The 21,591-nt window shown below is 46.8% G+C and carries 21 protein-coding genes and 1 riboswitch; all 21 genes read right to left on the bottom strand.

Annotated features, from left to right (window positions below; genetic code table 11):
• Positions 1 to 86: 86 nt before the first annotated feature.
• The 21 genes from ABIC22_RS19730 to ABIC22_RS19630 all read right to left on the bottom strand — a co-directional run bounded on the left by ABIC22_RS19730 (position 87) and on the right by ABIC22_RS19630 (position 21,579).
• Positions 87 to 1,571 carry an ATP-binding protein gene (locus ABIC22_RS19730; RefSeq protein WP_281280794.1) on the bottom strand — a complete coding sequence of 495 codons (1,485 nt, stop codon included), beginning with the start codon at positions 1,569 to 1,571 and terminating at the stop codon, positions 87 to 89.
• Positions 1,540 to 2,256, bottom strand: a complete 717-nt coding sequence (locus tag ABIC22_RS19725) for a response regulator transcription factor (RefSeq protein WP_017687664.1) — start codon at positions 2,254 to 2,256, stop codon at positions 1,540 to 1,542. Before ABIC22_RS19725 ends, ABIC22_RS19730 begins: the two co-directional genes overlap by 32 nt.
• A 142-nt stretch (positions 2,257 to 2,398) precedes the next feature.
• Positions 2,399 to 3,661: a cytochrome c biogenesis protein CcsA gene (gene ccsA / locus ABIC22_RS19720; protein WP_127537969.1), complete on the bottom strand. Its 1,263-nt coding sequence runs from the start codon at positions 3,659 to 3,661 to the stop codon at positions 2,399 to 2,401.
• Positions 3,658 to 5,331 carry a cytochrome c biogenesis protein ResB gene (gene resB, locus ABIC22_RS19715; protein ID WP_127537968.1) on the bottom strand — a complete coding sequence of 558 codons (1,674 nt, stop codon included), beginning with the start codon at positions 5,329 to 5,331 and terminating at the stop codon, positions 3,658 to 3,660. Before resB ends, ccsA begins: the two co-directional genes overlap by 4 nt.
• Positions 5,332 to 5,345: 14 nt before the next feature.
• Positions 5,346 to 5,873: a redoxin domain-containing protein gene (locus ABIC22_RS19710; protein WP_095290532.1), complete on the bottom strand. Its 528-nt coding sequence runs from the start codon at positions 5,871 to 5,873 to the stop codon at positions 5,346 to 5,348.
• A 132-nt stretch (positions 5,874 to 6,005) separates the two neighbouring features.
• Positions 6,006 to 6,755 carry a pseudouridine synthase gene (locus ABIC22_RS19705; RefSeq protein ID WP_095290531.1) on the bottom strand — a complete coding sequence of 250 codons (750 nt, stop codon included), beginning with the start codon at positions 6,753 to 6,755 and terminating at the stop codon, positions 6,006 to 6,008.
• Positions 6,756 to 6,983: 228 nt separating this feature from the next.
• Positions 6,984 to 7,802, bottom strand: a complete 819-nt coding sequence (locus ABIC22_RS19700; RefSeq protein WP_127537967.1) for a S1 family peptidase — start codon at positions 7,800 to 7,802, stop codon at positions 6,984 to 6,986.
• 66 nt (positions 7,803 to 7,868) lie between these two features.
• Positions 7,869 to 8,402, bottom strand: a complete 534-nt coding sequence (locus ABIC22_RS19695) for a spore maturation protein (RefSeq protein ID WP_354483251.1) — start codon at positions 8,400 to 8,402, stop codon at positions 7,869 to 7,871.
• A 7-nt stretch (positions 8,403 to 8,409) separates the two neighbouring features.
• Positions 8,410 to 9,015 carry a nucleoside recognition domain-containing protein gene (locus tag ABIC22_RS19690; protein WP_371859959.1) on the bottom strand — a complete coding sequence of 202 codons (606 nt, stop codon included), beginning with the start codon at positions 9,013 to 9,015 and terminating at the stop codon, positions 8,410 to 8,412.
• Between the two features lie 95 nt (positions 9,016 to 9,110).
• A complete protein-coding gene (locus ABIC22_RS19685; protein ID WP_483312554.1) occupies positions 9,111 to 10,292 on the bottom strand; it encodes a D-alanyl-D-alanine carboxypeptidase family protein in 1,182 nt (393 codons plus the stop codon).
• 131 nt (positions 10,293 to 10,423) lie between these two features.
• Positions 10,424 to 10,915 (bottom strand): GerW family sporulation protein, encoded by a 492-nt coding sequence (gene ytfJ, locus ABIC22_RS19680; protein WP_127537965.1) that lies wholly within the window; start codon positions 10,913 to 10,915, stop codon positions 10,424 to 10,426.
• 185 nt (positions 10,916 to 11,100) lie between these two features.
• Entirely contained in the window at positions 11,101 to 11,820 is a 720-nt protein-coding gene (locus tag ABIC22_RS19675) for a DUF2953 domain-containing protein (RefSeq protein WP_354483248.1), read from the bottom strand.
• Between the two features lie 193 nt (positions 11,821 to 12,013).
• Entirely contained in the window at positions 12,014 to 12,679 is a 666-nt protein-coding gene (gene scpB, locus ABIC22_RS19670; protein WP_354483246.1) for an SMC-Scp complex subunit ScpB, read from the bottom strand.
• The gene (locus ABIC22_RS19665) at positions 12,648 to 13,448 is read right to left on the bottom strand and encodes a segregation and condensation protein A (protein ID WP_095290518.1); all 801 of its coding nucleotides are present in this window, start codon (positions 13,446 to 13,448) and stop codon (positions 12,648 to 12,650) included. Before ABIC22_RS19665 ends, scpB begins: the two co-directional genes overlap by 32 nt.
• A gap of 102 nt (positions 13,449 to 13,550) precedes the next feature.
• Positions 13,551 to 14,018, bottom strand: coding sequence for a 6,7-dimethyl-8-ribityllumazine synthase (ribH, locus tag ABIC22_RS19660; protein ID WP_095290516.1), 468 nt, complete (start codon positions 14,016 to 14,018; stop codon positions 13,551 to 13,553).
• An 89-nt stretch (positions 14,019 to 14,107) separates the two neighbouring features.
• Positions 14,108 to 15,346 carry a bifunctional 3,4-dihydroxy-2-butanone-4-phosphate synthase/GTP cyclohydrolase II gene (locus tag ABIC22_RS19655; RefSeq protein ID WP_127537963.1) on the bottom strand — a complete coding sequence of 413 codons (1,239 nt, stop codon included), beginning with the start codon at positions 15,344 to 15,346 and terminating at the stop codon, positions 14,108 to 14,110.
• Positions 15,347 to 15,385: 39 nt separating this feature from the next.
• Positions 15,386 to 16,054 carry a riboflavin synthase gene (gene ribE / locus ABIC22_RS19650; RefSeq protein WP_095290513.1) on the bottom strand — a complete coding sequence of 223 codons (669 nt, stop codon included), beginning with the start codon at positions 16,052 to 16,054 and terminating at the stop codon, positions 15,386 to 15,388.
• Between the two features lie 46 nt (positions 16,055 to 16,100).
• Positions 16,101 to 17,204: a bifunctional diaminohydroxyphosphoribosylaminopyrimidine deaminase/5-amino-6-(5-phosphoribosylamino)uracil reductase RibD gene (gene ribD, locus ABIC22_RS19645; protein ID WP_186812074.1), complete on the bottom strand. Its 1,104-nt coding sequence runs from the start codon at positions 17,202 to 17,204 to the stop codon at positions 16,101 to 16,103.
• 361 nt (positions 17,205 to 17,565) lie between these two features.
• Positions 17,566 to 17,730, bottom strand: a riboswitch (FMN riboswitch).
• Between the two features lie 155 nt (positions 17,731 to 17,885).
• Positions 17,886 to 18,317, bottom strand: coding sequence for a peptidylprolyl isomerase (locus ABIC22_RS19640; protein ID WP_095290511.1), 432 nt, complete (start codon positions 18,315 to 18,317; stop codon positions 17,886 to 17,888).
• A 215-nt stretch (positions 18,318 to 18,532) separates the two neighbouring features.
• Positions 18,533 to 19,864: a diaminopimelate decarboxylase gene (lysA, locus tag ABIC22_RS19635; RefSeq protein ID WP_127537962.1), complete on the bottom strand. Its 1,332-nt coding sequence runs from the start codon at positions 19,862 to 19,864 to the stop codon at positions 18,533 to 18,535.
• Between the two features lie 107 nt (positions 19,865 to 19,971).
• Positions 19,972 to 21,579: a spore germination protein gene (locus tag ABIC22_RS19630; RefSeq protein WP_127537994.1), complete on the bottom strand. Its 1,608-nt coding sequence runs from the start codon at positions 21,577 to 21,579 to the stop codon at positions 19,972 to 19,974.
• Between the last annotated feature and the right edge of the window lie 12 nt (positions 21,580 to 21,591).

Below are 21,591 nucleotides of genomic sequence, written 5' to 3'. Positions count from 1 at the left end.
CACGTTGAACAAGATTAAACGGTACACTTCAACAAAAAAACACCCTCCTCAGGAGGGTGTTTCCACAATTTTCGTATGAAATCCGGCTATTTCGGGGAATTCACCGGAAATTGTAATATAAACTCTGTACCTTCGCCAAGCGTGCTGTTCACATGAATGATACCATGATGCGCATCAACGATATTTTTCACTATCGCCAGACCCAGCCCAGTACCCACACTTTCTCCACGAACCCGAGCCTTATCCGCTTTGTAGAATCTTTCAAAGATAAATGGCAGATCGGAAGTAGGAATACCCGCACCCTCATCCTTAATCGACACTTTAGCCATGGATGTTCGATGATCTCCAGCCAATGTGGCCGCAATAATGACATTTTTGTCGGGAGGTGTATGACGAAATGCATTATCAAGCAGATTGGTAAATACCTGCTCAAGACGATCCTCATCAGCCTGCTGAAGCATAATGCTTGACTGACTACATTCAAAATGAAGCCGGATATCCTGTTCTTTGGAGCGTACAGAGAATTTCCGATACACCCGTTCCAGAAGTTCCACCAAATCGACTTCCTTCATCGCCATATCCGTATGCCCCGCTTCCATCCGGGCCAGATCCAGCAGATCCTTGACCAGTCTGCCCATCCGTAGGGATTCATCATGAATGACCTGAATCAATTCTTCACTTTCCTCGGGAGAAGCTGCCATGCCATCCAGAAGAGCTTCACTGTAACCTTGCATCATGGATAACGGCGTTCGTATTTCATGAGACACGTTGGCAACGAAATCACGACGCATTTTCTCCAAACGAACCTCTTCAGTCACATCACGCAGAACGGCAACCGCACCTCGAACAACACTATCTGCATATAGAGGTGTCATCTGAACAGACCACACTCCCTGCTGAACATGCACATTCGAGCTCTGATCGCCGCCATGCTCCATAACCAGTTTGAACAAAGGAATCAGTGGTTCGGGAACTTCCCGTGAAGACACATCCCCATTGTTTACTTCCTGCCCCTCTTCGTCCTGTGCCCAATCCAGGTCACACCAAGCCTGCATGATCTTTTCCCCTGGAGGATTCGTCAGAATAACCTTACCTTCACCATCAAAAGTAACAACGGCATCCGTCATGCTACGAAGCACACTTGCCAAATGTTCCTTTTCATGGTTCAGGTTCCGAATGTTGTCCTCCAGTTGAGCCGCCATGTGATTGAATGTGTTAGCCAGTTCACCAATCTCGTCGCTAGTCACGAGAGAGAGCCTAGTCCCATAATTTCCTTTGCGAATTGCATTGGCTGCCTGAATCAGCTGCTGCATCGGCTGAGTGATCTTCGTGAACAAAAAGAGGGCGAAGAATGTCGTTAAACTGAACCCGATGATACAGACATATGTGAACAGGCGCTTGATGTCTCTGGACTCCGATTCCGCAAAGTTCGTATCGATATACGGTAGCAAAAAAAGACCCAGCGCGATGAGCACACAGCCCACGAGACATATAATCGTAATCCATAACTTCCCGACCAGTGATCTCCAGAAATTGAAACTATTTCGGTACTTCCAGTTTATAACCCACACCCCAAACTGTCGTAATCATAGCCGCCGATTCGGGCGACACCTTGTTCAGCTTTTCACGAAGACGCTTGACGTGTGTATCCACGGTGCGGAGATCACCGAAAAACTCATAATTCCAAACATCCTTGAGCAATTCCTCTCTGGAGAACACTTTGTCCGGAGATGTCGCCAGGTAATGTAATAACTCATACTCTTTTGGTGTAAGACTTATCTCTTCCCCACCAGCAGTTACCCGATGAGCGTCATGCTCAATAACCAGATGAGGGAATACGATATTGTTGCTTGAGTTACTTTCTTTGGACAGATATGCAGTTGCCGAAGAACGACGCAGGATTGCCTTCACCCGATAAATCACTTCACGTGGGCTGAAAGGCTTCACCACATAGTCATCTGCGCCTACTTCAAATCCTTGAACACGGTTAATTTCTTCACCTTTTGCAGTAAGCATTAATACCGGAGTCGATTTCACCTGACGAAGACGAGTGCACACTTCTACACCGTCCATGCCAGGCAGCATAACATCGAGCAAAATCAGTCCATAATCTCCAGCTGTTGCTTTTCGCAGTGCTGTCTCGCCGTCTTCCGCTTCATCAATTTCATATCCTTCTTTTTCAAGATACATTTTCAAAAGTCTGCGGATCCGTTCCTCATCGTCCACGACCAGTATCCGGTTCTCATGTTCTGCCATTCCACTCCAGCCCCTTTGCAATAACTCCAATCACTTCTATTATGTTCGATCTGGCGAACAATATTTGAATGCCCACTTTTGATGCAGGGGCAATGCATGGTTTCATGGATTTTTCTCCAATACTTTAGCGAAACTGCCTATCCTAGTCGGCTCCTGCATAAGAGTGCAGTCCGGCAATGATCAAGTTCACACCTACCAGCGTAAACATGACAACCAGGAATCCGAGCACGGCAAGCCAAGCAGATTTTCGGCCCTGCCACCCTTTGGATAAACGCAAATGCAGGTACACACTATAATAAAGCCATGTAATCAATGCCCACACTTCTTTGGGATCCCAGCCCCAGAAACGGCTCCAGGCAATCTGAGCCCAAATCATGGCAAAAATTAATGCCCCTAATGTAAATATCGGAAAACCGATGGCGATTGCACGATAACTGATTTCATCCAAATCATCAGCATCAATGCCGTCCAGCATAGGTTGTAGAGCTTGTCCAAGCGGTCTTCTTACGATTAATCGTATAATTCCATAGAGAATCAAACCTACAATCAATGACCAGACTACCGTATTCAATTTGCGTCCGGCGTTAACTCCGTTCATCCAGGATGGCGTCTCAAGTAGAGGTTCCTTCATCCCAAGAAACGGTGTCATACTCTCCACTTCACTCTGATAAGGTGCAAAAATTGGAGGCATGCGATAAATCACTTTCTCTATTGTACTATCTTCCTGTACCTCTGTGTCAATGCTGGCCGTTTTCTGGACAAAAACCGTCTCGTACCCCGTCGCACGAAAGGCAAATACGGTTCCAATAAACCCGATTACAACGACAATCGTAACGAAGGTAAACTCCACCCAGCCGCGCTGACGTCTGGACGATTTGTCTTTCCCACTGAAATCAACGGTACGGAGCAAATACATGAAGCCTGCTGCGAACCCAACTGCGAAGAAGGCTTCACCCAGGGCAGCAAGCGTTACATGGATTTTAAGCCAAATCGATTGCAATGCGGGGATTAAAGGCTGTACTTCCTGTGGGAATACGGCGGCGTATGCCATAATAATAATGGTAAGTGGTAATGCAAACAGTCCAAGCAATGATTTTCGATAGATGGCATATACCACAATAAATGCGACCATGATCATCATGGATAAAAAAGTCATGAATTCATACATGTTACTGACAGGGATGTGGCCTGCTCCAGCCCAGCGCGTAAAAAAGAAAACGAAATGCGCCGCGAGTGCAACGATCGAAGCGATAAATGCTCTTTTCCCCCATCTGGCTACATGAGCCTGAGGATCTCGATTACTCCACTTCTTGCCCATAACAGCAATAGCGTATAACAAAAATGCAGCACAATAGAGAAAAAAAGATACAATAAATGCGTCGCTGCTGAAATCCAATAAACTCATCCTTGGTTCCCCCCGTTATCCAACGACTTCTCATCCACTTCAAGATTCATCTGTTTTAACACGGCTGATACTTCACGCCTGAAGCCAAACCAGTTTTTGTTGGTGTGTCCTCCCAGCGTGAGCTGACCATCATCAATTCGGATCCAGATACGACGGTGATGCCAGTAGAAGCCCATGACCAATCCCAACATCACAATTCCGGCTCCAACCCAGACAAATGGCATTGCCTTATCTACACGTATATTCAGATAACTTACGGATTGGATGATATCAACCTTATCCATGCTGTCAACTTCAAGCTGCAGAGGAATTTCTCCCCCTATCAGCTGCTGGTTTATTGAATCCTGCCTAAAACGCTGTTTATCCACCTGTTTTGCGAAATAAAGATATTGAATCCCTTCTTCAGGCAGCTCCGGGCCTTTAATTACAAATAAAAAGGCTGGAGCATTAGGTGAAGGGGACAAGGATTTGGGCTGACCGTTTTCATCAAGTCCAAAATCCATAAACTTGTCTTTTACGGTAAGTGAATATGGACCTACCTCAAAGGAGCGCTCTGTATCGACCATGTCAATCTGGAATGAACCGTACTTCTCCCCCGTTTTGGCATCGACCAAATCAGGAGTTACAGAGCGAATGGTAGGTGTAAGGTCGTAATCGAACTGATACGCTTTCAACCCATGATAGTTTAATGGATGATTCACCCTTACATCATGCCGGGCAACCTCATTTAATTGAGGCTTCTTGGACAGATCCGAGCAATCGGCGGTGCATTCATATAACACGACTTTGGTTTCGAACAGTTTTGGAACAATTTTGTTCAAATTTCGAAACTGCTCGGGAACTTCCTCTTCACTGTAAAATTCAACATTGAACTGTTCGTTTTTTAAGTACATAGAGGTATTAGGGATTTTCTTAATCTCGCCTTCCGGAAAGGCAACATGCTCGTCCAGATTAAGTCCGGGAAGGCCACGGGCCAACACAGCCAGAAGAAAAATAATTAAACCGATGTGAATAACATAGGGTCCCCACCGGGCGAATCGTTGCTTCTCGGCCAGCAGCGCACCTCCCTCTGTATGCACTCGATATCCTTTCTTTTTAAGCGGCGTAACCGCTTTCGTAATCCATTCTTCTGCCCCCTCTTCAATGGGACCTTGGTATACCAGACGCTGCCTCGTTAGAAACTGCATGTGTTTACGGATTTTTTGCTTGTTGAGTGCTTTATAGAGCGGAAGCACCCGGTCTAAACTGCATATGACAAGTGAAGCCCCGATCATAACTAGCAATAGGATGAACCACCAGGATTCGTATGTATGGGACAGACCCAACAGGTAATAGATATGGCCCAACTGTCCATAGGTTTCTTTGTAATACACAGATGGATCAATGTTGAGAAACGTACTCTCTTGAGGGTAGATGGTTCCCAACATGGACCCTACAAGGGTAAATACAATCAGATAGACCGCAATCTTCACGGATGAAAAAAAGTTCCACACACGATCAATGATATTCGGGTTGCTGCGCTGCGAACGACGGGCCCTGCCATCATAGCGCATTTCCAGAACTTCTTTCGATTTAGCCTCAGCTTCGAGCAGCGGCTTACCGCATGCTTCACAGAGTACGGTACCGACCGGGTTCTGATGTCCACATTCACATTTGGTATTCTGGAACACGACTAGACCTCCTGTCAGGGCTGCTTCGCCAGCTGTGAAATTTGAGCGTCAAGCGTATCCAAATCAAGTTGACCGATATGAATGGTAGAGATTTTGCCCGTATTCGATACGAAAAAGGTTGTAGGCATCGGCGAGATTCCGAAATCCCGAATCGAAGTTTTGTCCCGGTCGAGCATAATCGGAAAATTGACTCCCACCTGACGAACAAAATTATCCACGGTCATCTGATCTTCTCCAGCATTAATGCCGATAAATTGAACACCCTGATCTTTCCACTTGTCTGCTTGAGCTTGAAGCGCCGGCATCTCTTTCACACAGGGCTCACACCAAGTGCCCCAAAAATTGATCACCATGGCCTTACCTTCATATTCTTCAGACGTATGCACTTGACCATCCAGGCCCAGCAATTCAAAAGAAGGAGCCTTGTCCCCTTCTTTCGGCTTGCCATTCGAGCCGGATACCGATGTGGTGATCGCATATCCGCCCAACACCAGGATCAATAACAAAATGACGATTTGCACCGTTCTTCTTGATTTCCCCATGTGCTGCTCCCCTTTGCAGTGACTGATTCGTAATTGTTCATCGTCTCTCCCAACTGTGAACATCCTATGAACAATTATAGCGAATTTCGTCACAAAACTGCGGCGGTTTTATGAAAATTATGTGTCCTCAGATTACCTTTTTTTCATTTTTTTGGCGGGTTCCGATTTTGCAAGTGTAATCAGGTTATTGACTTCCTCTTTGGTCAAATTACGCGTCAGTCCCCGTTTCAGGTTTTGCAGCAAAATACCACCAAAGGAGATCCGTTTCAAGCGCGTTACCGGGTGGTTAATCGCCTCGAACATACGTCTTACCTGGCGGTTACGACCTTCGTAGATGGTAATGGAAATGACAGCTTCATTGTTAGCTGTGTCCACATCCTTGTACTCCACCTCTGCCGGAGCTGTCATCCCGTCATCCAGCATAATGCCTGTCTTTAATTTCTCCAGGGCAGTACCATGCGGAACGCCTTTGACCGTTGCCAAGTACGTTTTGGGTACATGGTGTTTTGGGTGCGTCAGCAAGTGAGCGAACTCACCATCATTGGTCAAAATGAGCAGACCCTCTGTGTCGTAGTCCAGTCGTCCCACCGGATATACACGTTCTTTGACACCTTTAAGATAGTCGGATACAATTTTCCGTCCTTCCGGGTCAGAGGCACTCGTGATCACACCTTTGGGCTTGTTCAACATCAAGTACACTTTCTTTTCACTGCGAATCGGTTTTCCATTAACCGTAATCATATCCTCTTCGGGGTTCGCTTTTGTACCCAGTTCGGTTACGACCTCCCCGTTAACTTCCACTTTGCCGGACAGGATCAGTTCCTCGCTCTTACGGCGAGATGCAATACCTGCCTGTGCGATAATTTTTTGTAATCTTTCCATGTTTGTCATGTCACCTCACACTAATGATACCCATCAAGGCGGGAAATCACAAGGATAATCCAAGGAAAATGTAAACAGGAGGCGATAATGCCCTTTTTCAGCCACGAACTTGTGCATATTTAATTAAAAAGGCCCATCTTCCCATTTCCTGCACCATGACAGGAACTACGAAGATGAGCATGTTTAGTTTTGTGAATATGTATATTCACTTGACGTTAATGACAAGGGTTAACTGGTTACCTTGCCTGCGACAGCAATCTGTTTCTTGGCAGGTGATGTGGTTTCTTTGATGAAAGACTGCAATGTTTTCGACGTAATATAATAGGTTTTTCCGCCATATACAAATGTCATCATACCAATGACCCGATTATTCTGATCGAGAACAGGACCCCCGGAATTGCCTTGTGCCATGGCTTTCACAATACTGCCAATTCCCTTTTTGCCCGGCACATCCGAAGCTTGACTGCTGTATACCCGGCTTTTGGCAATCGTATTATAGGTTGAAGGAAACTCTTCGTCCAGCAGCACCAGATCACCGGCAGGGTTCTTCGGAAATCCAATCGTATATACAATCTGGTTATCCCTCGCGCTTGCGAACGTAACCGGCTCTGCAACCATGTCCTTGTCCAGCTTCAGCAAGGCCATATCAGTTACGGGGTCTGTCTTGATAATCTTAGCTTTAATGGGGCGTTCCAAGTGACCTGGACTCGCTACGGTTAACGTACCTTCGTCTCCATCCTTTAGTTCAGCAAACTCCTGAACGACATGGTAGTTGGTCAGAACCTCATCCTTTGAAATCAGTATGGAAGTTCCCACGTCATAGTACACCATATCCGGCTCATCCTGCTTGACCAGACGAACGTTCACCACAGGGAATGAATCTGCAGTAACCGCCATTTGTGCACGCAGTTGTTTGTCAAAGTAACCTGTAAAATGAATCGTATTGACCGCCTGAGCAGCCGCCATTCCTGTCTGTCCAGCAAGCAAAGAAACAGCAATGATGCTTGACATACCTAAGCGGAGCATTTGTTTTATCCTTTTATGCATGCGTCACTCTCCTCCTCCGCTACCATTCTAGCACATCTATTATATCGGAAGGAGAGTCGTTATATTTTAACCAAAAACAATCAAACAAATAGCCAGAGCAGCAATAAATCCGACCAGGTCAGAGAACAATCCGACTTTGAGTGCATATCGGCCATTTCGTATGCCAACGGCTCCAAAATAAACAGTCAATACATATAAGGTTGTATCTGTGCTCCCTTGGATTGTGGAAGCCATACGTCCGATCATGGAATCCGGGCCATATGTTTTGATTAGATCCGTTGTAAAAGCAAGAGAGCCTGTCCCGGTTAACGGACGTAATATGCCGAGTGGCAGTACTTCTCCGGGAACGCCCACCCAGGATACAAGCGGAGCGAACAGACTGATAACATAATCCAGTGCGCCTGAAGCCCGGAAAACACTGATTGCTACCATCATTCCCACCAGATGCGGGATAATGGTGATCGCCGTGGAAAAACCATCTTTTGCTCCATCAACAAAGGATTCATATACCGGAACTTTTCTAGTAAACGCATATAAGGGAACGAACGCGATAATAACCGGAATGGCCCAGACGGAAATCCAGTTGATGAAGGTTAACATGACGGATTCATCCTTTCATGCTGGAATTACCGCTCTTTATAACACGTGGCGGTCTGTTTAAGGTCCTGTTCCTATACCAGCGATCTGCCATAATGGCGGCGAGTGTGGCGATAATCGTTGCCATCAGCGTGGTGCCCACAATCTCTGTTGCATTGGCTGAATGGTAGTTCAAACGAATGGCGATAAGGGTGGTTGGGATAATGGTTATACTTGCCGTATTTAGTGCGAGCAATGTACACATTGCAGGGGAAGCCGTTTGTTTATCGGGATTCAGCTCCTGCAGTTGCTGCATGGCCTTGATTCCCATTGGTGTTGCCGCATTGCCGAGACCAAGCAGATTAGCGCTCATGTTGGACAAAATATAACCCATAGCCGGATGATTCCGGGGCACATCAGGAAACAAAAAGGCTACGACCGGACCCAGCAGTTTGGCTATTTTGCCAAGCAATCCCGCATCTTCTGCCATTTTCATCATCCCCATCCAGAACACAAGCACACTAATTAATCCAAAACATACAGTTACCCCCGTTGCCGCCCCATCAAAAGCAGCCTGGGTAACAACTTCAATATTTCCTTTCGCAGCTGCAAAGCCAAACCCAACAACAATCATCATAAGCCAGATTACGTTAATCAAGACGTTAAAACCTCCTCTGGAAGCACAGTACATCACAGATTCACGTTAAATGAGGTACTCATGCTTCCTGATGATTATGGAGATAACAAGTGACCTAGCACCGCCCGCCATGCAGTTGCCCATGTTGAAACTTCACCGTTCTCGCCAAGAGCTTCTTCTTCTGACTTCGGCTCAGGTGGAATGTAGCTGCCTTTGCGATACACCGGGATTGAACCAATAAACTCCCCTTTAAGCTCAAGATCAATGCGCCCAGCGAGGCCGAAGTCCAGTTGCTCCTCATTCTTTTCGCTTCTGGTCTCTGTTGGATTGGTCGTTAGCACCAGCCTTTTGGTTACGCCCGACTTCTCACTCTCCGCAAGAGGATAAGTAAATCCACGCCCCGTTATAACATCCGTGTTAGCCACTGGCTGCTCTTTTTGAGCGATCTCCACCAAAGGGAAATTCTCAAATCCAAAATCAAGCATGCGCGCATGATCATTCCAATCATTTCCATCATTTAAAGTGACAGCAGCCAGTTGCTGACCATTCCGGGTTGCGGAGCTAACCAGGCACCTAAACGCCTTTTTGGTATATCCGGTTTTCACCCCATCAGCGCCTTCATACAATCGCAGCATTTTATTTTTGTTGTGCCAGGAGTACTCCCAACTCTCATTCGGATTAGGCGCTGATTTGTCCTCTGTAGCAACGATTCGTTTGAAAACAGGATTGTGCAGTGCATAAGCCGTTAAACGGGCCAAGTCATTGGCTGTGGAATAGTGTCCATCTGCATCAAGACCGTGTGGATTCATAAAATGGGAATGCTTAAGTCCAATCTCCTCTGCCTTTTGGTTCATTAACAGGACGAAGCCTTCTTCTGATCCACCAACATGCTCTGCGATAGCAGAAGCCGCGTCATTCCCTGACCTCAGCATTAAACCGTATAACATGTTTTCCAGTGTCATTTCTTCTCCCAATTTGAGATAAAGGGATGACCCTTCCTTGGCAAAAGCAGTTGAGGATACTTTTACTTTGTCATCAAGTTTCCCTTGTTCGATGGCGACAATGGCTGTCATGATTTTGGTCAAACTGGCAATGCGCAGTTCCTTATCCCCATCCTTGCTGTATAGGATTCTTCCAGAAGTCACATCAATGAGCGCTGCACTCTGCGCATGGGTTGATGGGCCAGGGATCGTTCCTTGAGCTTCAGCCACTTGTATGAAAGGTAGAAGCATCAACGGTACAAGCAAACCAATCATTACTTTCTTAAACATTCGCATCAATTCATTCCTCCGGGTCACTGGAATCTTGTACTAACTTATGTTCGGACAACCTAAAGTATGTCCCATCTTTCCAAACAGCAAAAATCCCTCTCACAAAAATCTGTGATAAGGGATCCAGATAAAACGGCTTAGCTGTAAGTGGTATGATCCGGTGTAACGCGTACGCCAGAGTCATCATTTTGCGAAGTATTACGCTGGAACATCCCCTGTATTCTGTCAAGAACATAAGGTGTAGAATCAATGAGTTTCTCAAACAGATGCGTGGAGTTGTCCAGTGGCACGATGTGTACGCCTTGTTTTCCAACAACAAGGAAGGCAATCGGGCGGATGGATACGCCACCACCACTACCTCCACCGAATGGTGAAGCAACGTTAGCTGAATGAGCACTTTCAGTCTTTGCACCAGGGACCGAGCCCGAGCCGCCTTCTTTGCTCTTTCCATCATTCACATGGAAATCGCTGCCCCCAGCCGCGAATCCAAAACCGACTTTACTGATCGGCAGAATAACCGTGCCGTCTGGTGTTTCTACCGCATCGCCAACAATGGTATTAACATCCACCATGGCCTTGATATTCTCCATTGCGGTTTCCATTAAGCCTTGAATTGGATGATCTGACATTTGAATTCCCTCCAGTTTCAATTTGAACTAGGTTTGATCTAACCATATCATCCCCAAACCTGAACAGACTATGTAAGTCTCAGTGCAGAACAAGCAAGGAAACAGCACCCAACATTCTTGGAGACACTTCACGATTTCAGAACCTATTGCAACCAAAATACAGTAACGAACTGCACTTATCCCAATTAGCCTTGTTGTTCCTTCAATTTTTTCTTGTGTCTGCGCCGTTGTTCCCGTAGTATTTTCAGCCACATCCGCCATCCGCCATCCACTTCTAGAACCCGTGTCATTAGCCTCACTCCAGCGAGCATAACCGCCGTAATACGAATTTTCATTTTGCAGTTCAGTTCCGTTTGAAACTCCATCTCATCTTCCCAAACAGGAACCACTTCAAGCATGGGCGGACGTTTAAATTGAATCTGATACGACAAAAAACCGATGATAATCGACTTGATGCTCCATACCCAGCCCGTAAGAATAGCGGTGTGCGCTGCATCTCCGATACCTATTCGGGTTGACCAAGACAGCTGGGTTATATGTACACGGTTCAGCGTCTGTCTTGCCCAGATTTTGAGTGCATCCGTAGCCCTCATCATGATCTTCACGTCTTTTGCCCACTTTTTCACTTTACGTTTGTTGATACGCTCATGCCCTTCTGCTTCTCCGTACGTATGATTGACATGCTGTTCGGTTTTCACCAGGAAACCTTCTTTCATGTTACGAAAGACGATACTTGGTATTTCATAGTTAATTCGTACAATTCCGTAGAAAAGGCGGATGTTGATCCGCGCGAAATCATCGCTTTTATGTTTACGGAACGTAAAATGCACATGAACATTCGAGATGAGAACAGCGGCAAGCAGCAGTGCGGCGAACAAGCCGATTCCTCCAAGCCAAATCCACACAGGCCTTACCTCCAAGCCCTCAATTCTTTACAAGTCTAGTATGACACTCTATATAGGAAATAATTCACGGCTGACCTGAAAATTCCATTCAAGAGTTGAAATTCTCCACGTTTGCTAAGGGTTCATGGCACGCAAAAAAACCGCCACCTTATCAGGCACCGGTTTATTACTGTTTCCTATGAACAATTCGTTCTTACGAGTCCAGATCCTCGTCATGAACCTCATGATTGTTATGCATATTTTCATGATCAAAATCATTCTGATCCGTGCTTCCCAAGTCCACCTGTTGTCCATCCAGCTTGTTGAACAGCAGCTGTGTCTCTTCTTCCAGATTCTCGGAGTCTTCAAACAAGCCCGGTTCCGGAAGATCTTTAAGTGAAGCAAGTCCAAAATAGTCGAGAAACGATTTGGTTGTTCCGTACAATATAGGTCGTCCAATCGCCTCAGCTCGTCCTACTTCTTGAATCAAATCCTTATTGACCAGTGTATGGATGGCCCGTTCGGATTTCACACCGCGAATCTCTTCGATCTCAACCCGTGTAATGGGCTGACGATAAGCCACAATGGCGAGTGTTTCAAGTGCAGCCTGAGATAACGAGGTCCGTGCAGGAGAATAAGCCAGCTTTTCAAAATACGCAGCATGCTCCGGCAGCGTTCCCAACTGGACCACTCCCGCAATTTTGAGAATTTGAACGCCTCGTCCCTGGTTCATGAAGTCAGCGATCATTTCCTCTACGGCATCTGATACCAGTTCTACCCGCTGATCCACGATCTCAGCAATTTGTTTGATGCTTAGACCTTCCTCTCCGGACAAAAAGAGCAGCCCCTCAATAATCGACTTCAATTTCGGAAAATCCATGATTCCTTGCTTCCCCTCTCCACTCCATAACGATATCCTCAAACATCCGTTCCTGATAACAGACAATCTGTTTCATCTTCATCAGTTCCAGTACGGCCAAAAATGTGACAACAATTTCATGCCGGTAAATCTGATCATCCAGCAGTTTGGAAAATAACAGCCTTCCTCCCGGTCCCATACTCTCCAGTGCTCCAACGACATCACGTATACGATCCTTCACCGAGATCTCATCGCGCTGAATTCGTGTAACCGTTGTACGCTTCTCTGCCTTGCGCAGTGCCTTCTGAAAAGCGGCAATCAGATCCGAAGTATGCAAACCCTCTACCGGATTTGATTGGGTCTCCACAGGCATATACGGCCTCAGGTCCTCAGGCTCTTTGGAGAAAATAAGGCTCCGTTCCCATTCCCGCTCATGCAGATGACGGGCTATTCCTTTGTATTTGCGATATTCTATCAGACGTGCAATCAGCTCCGCACGTGGATCATAATCTTCTTCTTCCATATAATCATAATCCTCAAAGTCCTCAATCACCGGTGGTTTGGGCAGTAAAAGTTTGCTCTTGATGGACAGAAGCGTTGCTGCCATTACCAAAAACTCACTCGTAATATCCAGCTCCAATTCCTGCATCGAATGCAGATACGCCATATATTGATCGGTAATATCGCTGATGGGAATATCCTGGATATGAATTTCTGCCTTATCGATCAGATGAAGCAGCAGATCCAAAGGCCCTTCAAAAGTTTCCAGTTTATATGTAACTACCGTCACTAGACGAATCCTCCCGCCAGAAAAATACAAAACCCCGCTAAGCCGCCGAATCCGATCTCCCGAATTCGTCTGCGCAGAGCAGGGCACTACATTAAATAAGCACTATTTTAGCTGTTTCGTCAAGTTCGCCATTTCGATTGCAGCCGTGGCAGCATCCCAACCTTTGTTACCAGCCTTCGTACCAGCACGTTCAATCGCTTGTTCAATATTCTCCGTTGTAACCAGACCAAAGATCGTTGGCACGCCGGTTTTGAGGTTAATAGCTGCCACTCCTTTTGCCATTTCGTTGCACACATAATCATAATGTGTCGTTGAGCCACGAATAACCGTTCCCAGTGTAATGACAGCGTCATATTTGCCGCTCTCCGCCATTTTCTGTGCAATCAGCGGGATTTCGAATGCTCCTGGAACCCAGGCTACGTCGACTTCACTGTCCTGCACCCCGTGACGTTTGAACGCATCGAGTGCTCCGCTGAGCAATTTACTTGTAATAAATTCATTAAAACGTCCTACAACCACTCCATATTTTAAACCTTCCGATACCAAATGTCCTTCAAAAAAGTTCGGCATTTAAGTCATCTCCTCTAATGTATAATGTAATGTAATGTAATTAACCGATTTGTGAGCATTTATTTTTCCATAAATTACATGAAAAAAGATTAGTTTTTCTCTTCGTTCTGTTCGATATCATCGAACTTCAACATATGCCCCAGCTTCGCCTGCTTGGTATGCAGGTAAAGCGTATTATCCTCGTTCTCTTCCATCTGGATGGGAACACGCTCCACCACTTCAAGACCATAACCTTCAAGGCCTTTGATTTTGCGGGGATTATTCGTTAACAGACGAATTTGGCGAACGCCGAGATCCTTCAGAATCTGTGCACCAATACCATAATCACGCAGATCAGCGGCAAACCCCAGTTTCAGGTTGGCATCTACAGTGTCCAGACCTTCCTCCTGCAGCTTATAGGCTTTGAGTTTGTTAATCAGTCCAATGCCCCGGCCTTCCTGTCTCATATAGAGCAGAACGCCATTGCCTTCATCATGAATCTGTTTGAGTGCTGCATCGAATTGCGGTCCGCAGTCACAGCGATGGGAGTGGAATACGTCGCCTGTAAGACATTCGGAGTGAACACGAACCAATACGGGCTTGGAAGAGTCGATTTCACCTTTGACCAAGGCTACATGCTCTTTGTTGTCCACTGCATTCGTATAGGCCACTGCTTGAAACTCGCCAAAATCCGTAGGCATGCGGACAGCCACTTCACGTTGAACCAGCTGTTCCTTTTCATTACGGTAACGGATCATGTCCTGAATACTAATCAGTTTCAGGTCATGCTTGCGGGCAATCTCCTGCAGATCAGGCAGTCTCGCCATCGTGCCATCTTCCTTGATGACCTCACAGATCACACCAGCCGGATAGGAACCGCACATGATCGCCAGATCAACAGCAGCTTCCGTGTGCCCGGCGCGGCGGAGCACTCCTCCGTCTTTGGCAATGAGCGGGAACATATGCCCCGGCTTGCGAAAATCACTGCTTTTGGCTTCCGGATCAATTAGACCCTTCACCGTAATGGATCGTTCATGTGCAGATATGCCTGTTGTTGTATCCTTGTGATCCACGGAAACTGTAAATGCCGTTCCATGGAAGTCCGTATTTTGCTGAACCATCGGTTTCAGATTGAGCTCATCCGCACGCTGCTGCGTAATGGGAACACAGACCAGGCCTCTGCCCTCGGTAATCATGAAGTTGATGACTTCAGGTGTAGCCTTCTCTGCCAGCGCAATAAAGTCCCCTTCATTCTCCCGATCCTCATCATCCACAACAATGACGGGTTTGCCGCGCATCAAATCGTATATCGCTTCCTCTATGGGATCTAGTATGGATTGATCTGACATAAGTTCCCCTCCAGTCTCTCTTTGTAATGGTTATGTTCCTTATGCAAAGCCATGGTTGGCCAAAAACTCTTCACTGATGCTTTTCGGTTTGCCAGCACCCGTTTCGGGATGCCCTTTGCCGTAATGGAGCAGATGGTCCACATATTTCCCTAAAATGTCACATTCAATGTTGATGGTATCCCCCGGTTTTTTCACCTGAAGCACCGTTTCTCCAATGGTATGGGGAATAATCGATACGGTAAACGAGGCTTCTGTTGTCTTCACCACGGTGAGACTAATGCCATCGAGGGTTACCGAGCCCTTTGGAATCAAATATTTGAACAGTTCGTGGTCGTCAGGTTTGATCTCAAAAACAACCGCATTCTGATCACGTGTGATCCCACCAATGACTCCCGTACCATCCACGTGTCCTTGTACAATGTGGCCACCAAAACGCCCACCCGACTGCATCGCCCGTTCCAGGTTCACTTTACTGCCTGATTGCAGCTGACTCAGATTGGTATGACGGTAGGTTTCAGGCATGACATCTGCGGTAAATCCTCCGCTTTCCAGCGTCGTTGCCGTAAGACATACTCCGTTTACAGATACACTGTCACCAATCTTCAGATCGTCCATGATGGCGGAAGCTCCGATATTCAGGACCAATGCTTCGCCTTTTCGACCGATACGCCGAATCTGACCGACCTCTTCCACCAAACCGGTAAACATGCTGCCGCCTCCTTATGCTTATATCTTGCCTTGCTCATTCGATCCGTTATTCAGGCCAGACAGGGATTCCGCCAATACTGATATTATCTCCAACTTGCTCAATTTCCAGCTGATTCAATTGAATGGCCTGACTCATGCGCTCCACCCCTTCAAATCGGAAGCTTCCCGGTGTGTCGTATCCGCCCACAATCTTTGGAGCGATAAACATCAACAGCCGATCGACCAATTTGGCTTCCAGCATGGCACCATTCAATGTGCCTCCGCCTTCAAGCAGGATGGAGCCGATTTCCCGTTCTCCCAGCTTGCTAAGCGCACTCAGCAAATCCACACGTGGTCCTGGACCACAGCGAATAATTTCTACACCGTAGGCTTCCAGACGTTCGGCCGCCTCAGGGCTCGCCTCATCAGTCGTAAGTACCCATGTCGGTGCTAGTCCATCCTTGACCATCTTGGCTCCAACCGGGAGACGCAGCTTCGAATCGACAACAATTCGCACAGGACTGATCCCTTCCACTTGGAGGCGGGTGGTCAGCTCCGGATTGTCTGCAATAACTGTATCTACACCAACCATGATGCCCTGATGACGATGGCGAAGTACATGTACGATTTCCCGTGCGGGTTCGTTGGAGATCCATTTGCTGTCTCCACTGCGGGTTGCAATTTTACCATCCAGCGTGGATGCCGTTTTTAAGGTGACAAACGGCAAACCGGTGGTAATGTACTTAATGAATTTTTCATTCAGACGTCTTCCGCGCTCACGCAGAACGCCAACTTCAACCTCAATGCCTTGTTGACGCAGCATACTGATTCCTCTGCCGGATACCTGCGGATTTGGATCCTCACAACACACCACGACACGCTTCACTTTCTCGTGAATCAAACGTTCGCTGCATGGCGGCGTCTTGCCATAATGGCTGCAAGGCTCCAACGTAACATAGACCGTACTGCCCTCAGCATCGCTGCCAGCCATATTCAATGCGTGTACCTCCGCATGGCCCGTACCCCGCTTGAGATGACTTCCCAGACCTACAACCCGGCCTTCTTTTACAACAACACATCCGACGACAGGGTTAATCCCCGTTTGCCCTTGTGCACGTTCTGCCATATCCAACGCAAGCCCCATATAAAATTCATCATTGATCATTTCCAAGTCCGGTCACCCCACGGTTAGAATCTTAGATTATAGGCCTCCCATCGAGCAGAGAGGCGGTTATACCATATCCAAATAAAAAATCCCCACTCGAACTATCGTTCGGGTAGGGATGATGAGAGACATGTGTCACCAGCAGGATGTCGTTGATACGATTGCCAACAGCACTCCGCCATAATTCCATTTCAGGCAAGTGAAAGCAAACACATACCTAAAGAACACAATTACAGGTAAAGAGCTTCTATGATGTGGCATATGTATGGAAACCGCCGGATAACCGACATTCCCTGCACAGAAATAAAACCTCGTCTCATGCTGTGCAGCAACGCATCTGCGGAATGCAGTCCAATTAGGGCTGCATCCTCTCCTTCTCCCATCCAGACTATACTGTCGGTTCTGGAATTGCACCAGATCAGCCATCTGCCACAGGCAGACAGGTCACGGACTTTGCAACAGTGCTGGATAAATATCCTCACACAGGTGCATCACCGCCGGTAGGGAATTGCACCCTGCCCTGAAGGATCGCTTTCGTTATTAATTGGATGTTAGCACTTTAACGCCGAAAAATCAATTGTTTTTTGTTCCTTTTTGTCACATACTAACTTTTAATAAGCAAAAGGATATAAAAAAACCGCTTCGTCTTATCAACGAAACGGCCATTTTTATCAATTAGGATAACGATTAAACTTCTACGACTTCAACAGTTTCCATTTTGTCGCGACCTTCAAAAGCATCTACGAACTCCATACCTTTGGTTACTTTACCAAATACGGTATGTTGTCCATCCAGATGCGGCTGTGGCTGGTAGCAGATGTAGAACTGGCTTCCACCTGTGTTACGGCCTGCATGTGCCATTGCAAGTGTTCCGCGCTCATGTTTGTTCGGGTTGATCTCACAGTTGATTGTGTATCCTGGGCCACCTGCACCCGTTCCGTTAGGGCATCCGCCTTGTGCGACAAAGCCTGGAATTACGCGGTGGAATACAAGACCGTTGTAGAAGCCGGAGTTAGCCAGTTTCTCAAAGTTTGCCACTGTGTTTGGAGCTTCTTGATCGAACAGGTCGATTAGAACTTCTCCGCCGTTTGCCATTTTGATTTTCGCTTGTTTCGCCATATGTAAATGACTCCTTTCGTATTGACCATCGTTAGTGGTGCCATCCTGCATGACCCTGGGCCAAGCTTTATAGCACTTTTCTTAGTGTACACCGAAATGAGTCCAACCGCAAAATAAACCGCAATTTTTTTCGAAAATGTTGGGTCTAAAGGCAAAAAAAAAGACAAAAAGGAATGTTCCTTTTTGTCTTTTTTACTATTTCGTATTTCTTAACATTAACGGGTTACAGGCTGTTTAGCGATACGCTCAGGCACGAGGTCATTCTGAATGATGTCCTGGTACGTTTCGCGACGTACAACAACATCACCTTGGCCGTCTTTAACAAACACGACTGCCGGACGGCGAATTCGGTTATAGTTGCTTGCCATGGAGTAGTTGTACGCACCTGTGCAGGCAACGGCAAGCAGATCCCCGCTCTGAACTTTAGGCAGGTCCAGATCCCAGATCAACATATCGCCGCTCTCGCAGCATTTGCCGGCAATCGACACGGTCTCCTGAGCAGACTCATTAGCGCGGTTGGCGAGTACAGCTTCATATTTGGATTCATACAGTGCTGGACGCGGGTTGTCCGTCATCCCGCCATCAACTGCAACATATTTGCGCACACCAGGGATATCTTTGCTCGTACCAACGGTGTACAGTGTCGTACCTGCTTCACCAACAATACTGCGGCCTGGTTCTACCCAGATTTCAGGAACGTCATATCCAATTTGGGCAAAGTGATTTTTAACAGCATCCGTGATGGCTTTTACATACTGAGCCACTTCAAGCGGAGTATCCCCTTCTGTATAGCGGATACCGAATCCACCGCCCAGGTTAACCACTTTGAACGCTACGTTAATACGCTCATATACACTCGCAGCGAATTCAGCTACACGCTGAATCGCCATTTGGAAACCTTCCACCTCAAAAATCTGAGAACCGATGTGGGAGTGCACACCCAGCAATACCAAGTTGGACTGTTTGGAAGCGAGCTCAATCGCTTCAAATGCCGTTCCGTTACCGATATCGAATCCAAATTTCGAATCCGTTTGACCTGTGGAAATATATTCATGCGTATGCGCCTCAACACCAGGCGTCACACGAAGCAGAATGTTCACTTGACGATTTTTCTCCGCAGCTACAGCCTGCAGCAAGTGCAATTCATTGAAATTGTCCACAACGAAGCAGCCGATCTCGGCATCAAGTGCCATTTCGATCTCTTCCAATGTTTTGTTATTGCCGTGGAAATGAATGCGTTCAGCAGGGAATCCTGCTTGCAGTGCTGTAAACAGTTCACCGTCCGAAACCACATCCAGTGAGAGCCCTTCTTCCGCAGCAAGAGCACACATCGCCATAACGCAAAACGCTTTGCTTGCATATGCAACTTGGAAACCAAGTCCAGAAGCACGGAATGCATCCATGTATTCTCTGCAGCGATCGCGAACCAATTGCTCGTCCACAACATACAGTGGTGTTCCAAATTGTTCTTTCAAGTCCGTTGCATCTACTCCGCCAATTTCCAGATGGCCATGAGCATTTATTTTACTTGTACCATGTAAATACATAATCAGCATTCCTCACTTTTTTATATACTGGAACAGCTTCTTCTATTCCAATGATTTTACACCAGTATATCAAATTCGTCAGCGAGAAGAATGGATTTTTAGGCAGATCATTTGTGTTTTTTACTTTTTCGCTTTTCACCGTCCGGATCGTCGGACATTTTGGTGTTATCTCTTGTTTTGTTGAATGATGGACGTTTCTTACTTTCAAGCAAAGGCATACGGAACAGGAAGTTCCCCAGAGCCTTTGCATTAAAAGGTATAAACGGCCATAAGTAAGAGGAATTATAGGACCGGTGTATAGTCAGCGCTATAACAAGCAGTGTTGTACCTACCACAAACCCCGGCACCTTAAAAATGGCAACAGCGATCAGCAGAAACAGCCTTACCAGCCGATTCGCAAGCCCAAGCTCATAGCTTGGTGTCGCAAACATACCGATGGCAGCAATAGCCATGTACAGAACGACCTCATTGACAAAATATCCCGTTTTTACAGCGATATCCCCGACCAATATGGCTGCAATCAAGCCCATTGCCGATGCAAGAGGTGTCGGGGTATGAACCGCTGCCATTCGCAACAAATCGACCCCAAGCTCAATTAACAGGAACTGCAAAATGATGGGCAGCTTCACATTCTCTTGAGGACCAATAAAATCCAGTCCCGCCGGTTTGAGCGCAGGATCGATCACCATCAGCATCCAGAGCGGCAGCAAAAACAATGAGATTAATATGCCAGCAAAGCGGACCCAACGCAAGTAAGTCCCCATAAAAGCAGTCTGTCTGTTCTCTTCTGCATGTTCACACAGATCGAAGAAGGTTGTAGGCAAAATCATCACACTTGGCGATGTATCGACGAAAATGACGACCCTGCCCTCAAGCAGATGAGATGCCGTAACATCGGGCCGTTCCGAGTAGCGCACCAGAGGGAAAGGGTTCCATCCCTTATTGATAATCGCTTCCTCCAGCTGTTTATCTGCTGCCGGTATACCGTCGATATCTACCCGTTTGATTTTTTCGCGGACCGAATCCACCTGCACTTTATCGACGATATCATCGATGTACACCACGCAAACATCGGTTTGAGTTCTCCGGCCCACTTGCATGATCTCGAACTTCAATCCAGGGTCGCGAATCCTGCGTCTCACCAAAGTCACGTTGGTCAGAAGTGTTTCGGTAAAGCCGTCCCTTGACCCCCGGACAACTCGTTCGAGAGAAGGTTCTTCGGGTGAGCGAACCGGATAACTCCGGGTATCCATCACTAATACAGAGCGGTCCCCTTCAACAAACAAAGCACTCATACCCGTAAGAACCTTGTTGATGACAGCACTCATTTTATCGACTTTCTCTACCTGGATATGTGGAATGTAGCAATCGAAATACGACTTAAGCGCATGGCCTGATATTTGATCAGGAGTAAGGTATGTCAGCCTTTTCAAGACTTCCAGCAAAATTTCGTCTTTTGCAAATCCCGTCAGCATCAATAATCCAACATTTTTGCCTCCCAGGACCATCTCTCTCATATTGACATCAAAGGACTCCCCGAGACCCAAAACCTGCTTCAATGTATACTTGTTCTCACTCATGCGAGCGGAGATATCATCCCTATCCTGCCAGTACTGTACCGATTCTTCAACACTATCGGACATCTCATCCTGCTTCTTTTTTTCGTACGCCCTGCGCTCCTCTTCCTTTTGAATTTCATAAGGCGTCTTGTGCATCAGCTCTTCGGG

This window comes from Paenibacillus sp. PvP094, assembly GCF_040546835.1.
Classification (GTDB): Bacteria; Bacillota; Bacilli; order Paenibacillales; family Paenibacillaceae; genus Paenibacillus; species Paenibacillus illinoisensis.
Note: the sequence above shows the minus strand (reverse complement) of the source record. Positions and strands in the feature narration are given on the sequence as shown.

Coding starts and splice junctions, on each gene's coding strand:
- ABIC22_RS19640 (WP_095290511.1), bottom strand. CDS start 18,317: ATGGCGAAACAAGCGAAAATCAAAATGGCAAACGGCGGAGAAGTTCTA.
- ABIC22_RS19725 (WP_017687664.1), bottom strand. CDS start 2,256: ATGGCAGAACATGAGAACCGGATACTGGTCGTGGACGATGAGGAACGG.
- ABIC22_RS19655 (WP_127537963.1), bottom strand. CDS start 15,346: ATGTCAGATCAATCCATACTAGATCCCATAGAGGAAGCGATATACGAT.
- ABIC22_RS19685 (WP_483312554.1), bottom strand. CDS start 10,292: ATGCGAATGTTTAAGAAAGTAATGATTGGTTTGCTTGTACCGTTGATG.
- ccsA (WP_127537969.1), bottom strand. CDS start 3,661: ATGAGTTTATTGGATTTCAGCAGCGACGCATTTATTGTATCTTTTTTT.
- lysA (WP_127537962.1), bottom strand. CDS start 19,864: ATGTATTTACATGGTACAAGTAAAATAAATGCTCATGGCCATCTGGAA.
- ribE (WP_095290513.1), bottom strand. CDS start 16,054: ATGTTTACCGGTTTGGTGGAAGAGGTCGGTCAGATTCGGCGTATCGGT.
- ABIC22_RS19700 (WP_127537967.1), bottom strand. CDS start 7,802: ATGCATAAAAGGATAAAACAAATGCTCCGCTTAGGTATGTCAAGCATC.
- ABIC22_RS19710 (WP_095290532.1), bottom strand. CDS start 5,873: ATGGGGAAATCAAGAAGAACGGTGCAAATCGTCATTTTGTTATTGATC.
- ABIC22_RS19705 (WP_095290531.1), bottom strand. CDS start 6,755: ATGGAAAGATTACAAAAAATTATCGCACAGGCAGGTATTGCATCTCGC.
- ABIC22_RS19695 (WP_354483251.1), bottom strand. CDS start 8,402: ATGTTAACCTTCATCAACTGGATTTCCGTCTGGGCCATTCCGGTTATT.
- ABIC22_RS19630 (WP_127537994.1), bottom strand. CDS start 21,579: ATGCACAAGACGCCTTATGAAATTCAAAAGGAAGAGGAGCGCAGGGCG.
- ribH (WP_095290516.1), bottom strand. CDS start 14,018: ATGCCGAACTTTTTTGAAGGACATTTGGTATCGGAAGGTTTAAAATAT.
- ABIC22_RS19690 (WP_371859959.1), bottom strand. CDS start 9,015: ATGATGATTGTTGTTGGGTTTGGCTTTGCAGCTGCGAAAGGAAATATT.
- ytfJ (WP_127537965.1), bottom strand. CDS start 10,915: ATGTCAGATCATCCAATTCAAGGCTTAATGGAAACCGCAATGGAGAAT.
- scpB (WP_354483246.1), bottom strand. CDS start 12,679: ATGGATTTTCCGAAATTGAAGTCGATTATTGAGGGGCTGCTCTTTTTG.